Source organism: Sphingomonas sp. (genome assembly GCF_035758555.1).
Lineage (GTDB): Bacteria > Pseudomonadota > Alphaproteobacteria > Sphingomonadales > Sphingomonadaceae > Sphingomonas_B.
Window position 1 is genome coordinate 1 of sequence record NZ_DASTXI010000118.1, and the last position, 2,933, is coordinate 2,933.

The following is a 2,933-nucleotide window of genomic DNA, read 5'->3' on the forward strand; positions in this document are numbered from 1 at the left end:
GCCCAGCTCCACCAGCGCCGAGAACTGCGACTGGCCGCCCGGCCGGCGCTGATGGACGACGAGCTGCTGTGCCGTCCGCCGGCCGACTTCCGAACCGAGATCGTCCCCGATCAGGGCGAGCGCCAGATCGACACCGGCGGAGACGCCCGCCGAGGTCCAGATGTCGCCGTCCCGGATGAAGATGCGGTCGGCATCGAGCTCGACCCGCGGATAGCGGCGGCTGAAGTCGTCGGCGCTGGCCCAATGCGTGGTCGCGCGGCGACCGTCGAGCAGCCCGGCCTCGGCCAGCAGGAACGCGCCGGTGCACACGCTTGCGATCCGGCGCGCGTTGGCCCGCCTTAACCAGGCCACGATCTTCTCGGCCGCCGTTATCGAGCGGATGATTTCCCCGCCGGAGACGATGATCGAATCGAACCGCTTCTCGTCCAACGGCTTCGCTGAAAGGCGAAACCCGGACGAGCTCTCGATCTCGCCGCCGTCGGGCGCCAGCAGCACGAGATCGTAGCTGCCGGGACAGAGCCGCTCGGCAATCTCGAAAGCGGTCGTTGGGCCCGCCGCATCCAGGAGCTGGAATCCCGGATGGATGACGAGGGCGATGGCTCGGCTCATGGCAGGTTTCGCACGATTTACGTCATTTGAGCCGAGCCTACGGTCGGTAGGTTGGACGTCAACCCCGTCCCGAAACGAGACAGATCGAGCCGACCGAGAATGGACAGAAGGCTTCTCTTGTGGATCGGCCTGGGCGCCGCCGCGTCTTGCTTGTTGGCCAGTGGCGGCTGGCTGCTCTCGCTGCCGGCGGCGTCGGCCGTCGCGGCGGCGTCGCCAATTGCGCAGGAGGAAACAGACGGCGCGATCGCGGCGCTGACGCCGCCCAAACGCCGCTGGCCATTGATCGCGATCGTCGGCATCAACGATGCGACCGAGACCACCGATTACCTGATGCCCTACGGCGTCCTGCGACGCGCCGATGTGGCCGACGTCGTGGCGCTGGCGACGCAGCCGGGGCCGGTGACGCTTTTTCCGGTCCTCAGGGTCGAAGCGCAGGCGACGACAGCCGAGTTCGACGGGCAACATCCCGAAGGCGCCGACTACGTGATTGTCCCGGCCATGAGCCGCGACGACGATCCGGCGGCGCTCGCGTGGATCGAAAGCCAGGCGGCCAAAGGCGCCATCGTCATCGGCGTCTGCGCCGGCGCCAAGGTCGTCGCCAATACGAGGTTGCTCGACGGCCGGCGCGCGACCACTCATTGGTATTATCGCGACGAGTTGCGCGCGAAGCATCCCGCGATCCGCTATGTGGCCGATCGCCGGTTCGTGGTCGATCGCGGGGTCGCGACGACGACGGGCATCACGGCGTCGATGCCGATGGCGCTCACTCTGATCGCCGCAATCGCCGGCCGACAGCGGGCCGACGACGTCGCCCGCGATCTCGGCCTCGCCCATTGGGACGCGCGTCACGACAGCGATGCCTTCCGCTTCACGCGGCCCTTTGCGCTGACAACGATCCGCAACACGCTGGCCTTCTGGGGCCACGAGCGTCTCGGGATGAAGCTCACGCCGGGCATCGACGAGGTGTCGCTGGCGCTCGTGGCCGATGCCTGGTCGCGAACCTTTCGGTCGCGGGCCGTCACGTTTTCCGCCTCGGCCGAGGCGCAACCGGGCCGCGCCGGCCTGCGCATTCTGCCCGATCTCGTCGCCGGCGACTGGCCCGTCGAACGGCTCATTCCAGCGGTTCGCGATCGGCCGGCAAAGGCATTGGATCATGCCCTCGCCGCGATCGGCGACCGCTACGGCAGGCGCACCGCCGAGCTCGTCGCCATGCAGCTCGAATACACGATGCCGCAATCGCCGCGCTGACGTCCGGCCGGCGCGCAATCAGTTCGCAACCACGGCGAGGGAATGGCAAAGGATGAAAGCGTTGATCGCGGGCGCCGGCATTGGCGGGTTGACCACCGCTCTCTTTTTGAACCAGGCGGGGATCGAGGTCGAGGTGTTCGAGCGGGCAGACGAGGTTCGCGAGCTTGGCGTCGGCATCAACATGCTGCCGCACGCGGTCAGGGAGCTCGACGCGCTGGGGCTGATGCCGGATCTCGATGCGGCGGGCATCCGCACGCGCGAGCTGATCTATGCGAACCGCTACGGACAGACGGTGTGGCAGGAGCTGCGCGGAGTCGATGCCGGATACGACGTGCCGCAGATCAGCATCCATCGCGGCAAGCTCCTCGGGCTGATCCACAGGGCCGCGATCCGCCGGCTGGGCAAGGATGCGATCCGAACCGGCTGCCGGATGACGGGCTTCGAGCAGACGCCCGACGGCGTCTCGGCGCGGCTCGTTGCGAACGACGGATCGCGTCGTCGTGCGGATGGCGATCTGCTGATCGGCGCGGACGGCATACATTCGGTCGTCCGAGCTGCCCTCTATCCCGACGAAGGACCGCCGATCTGGAGTGGCATCATGTTGTGGCGCGGGGTCACGCCATGGCCGATATGGCGCGACGGACGCACGATGGCGATCGCCGGCGGCAACATGGCCAAGTTCGTTTACTACCCGATCCAGGCAGACAGCAGCCGGCCCGACATTCGCCTGACCAACTGGGCGGTGATGGCCAGGACCGGCGACAGCGGCGCGGCGCCGTTGCGCGCGGAGGATTGGAGCCGGCCGGGCGTGCCCGAGGACGTGCTGCCTTTCGTGCGGGACCGATTTCATCTCGGCTTTGTCGATCCGGCGGCCCTCATCCGTGCGACGGACGGCTTCTACGAATATCCCAACTGCGATCGCGAACCGTTGCCGCGCTGGTCGTTCGGCCGGGTCTCCCTTCTGGGCGACGCAGCCCATCCGATGTATCCGGTGGGATCGAACGGCGCGAGCCAGGCGGTGCTGGATGCGCGTGCATTGGCGCGGTGGTTGGCTTGTGGGGATGTGGTGGCTGGGC

General features: G+C 67.9%; 3 protein-coding genes. 2 read left to right on the forward strand and 1 reads right to left on the reverse strand.

What is annotated here, in order from left to right:
* The coding region (locus tag VFT73_RS07485) for an AraC family transcriptional regulator (protein WP_326409603.1) at positions 1-609 on the reverse strand (609 nt) is incomplete at its 3' end.
* 117 nt (positions 610-726) lie between these two features.
* Here VFT73_RS07485 and VFT73_RS07490 point away from each other — a divergent pair.
* Positions 727-1,857 (forward strand): DJ-1/PfpI family protein, encoded by a 1,131-nt coding sequence (locus tag VFT73_RS07490; protein WP_326409605.1) that lies wholly within the window; start codon positions 727-729, stop codon positions 1,855-1,857.
* 52 nt (positions 1,858-1,909) lie between these two features.
* On the forward strand, positions 1,910-2,933 hold a 1,024-nt coding region (locus tag VFT73_RS07495; RefSeq protein WP_326409607.1), incomplete at its 3' end, for an FAD-dependent monooxygenase.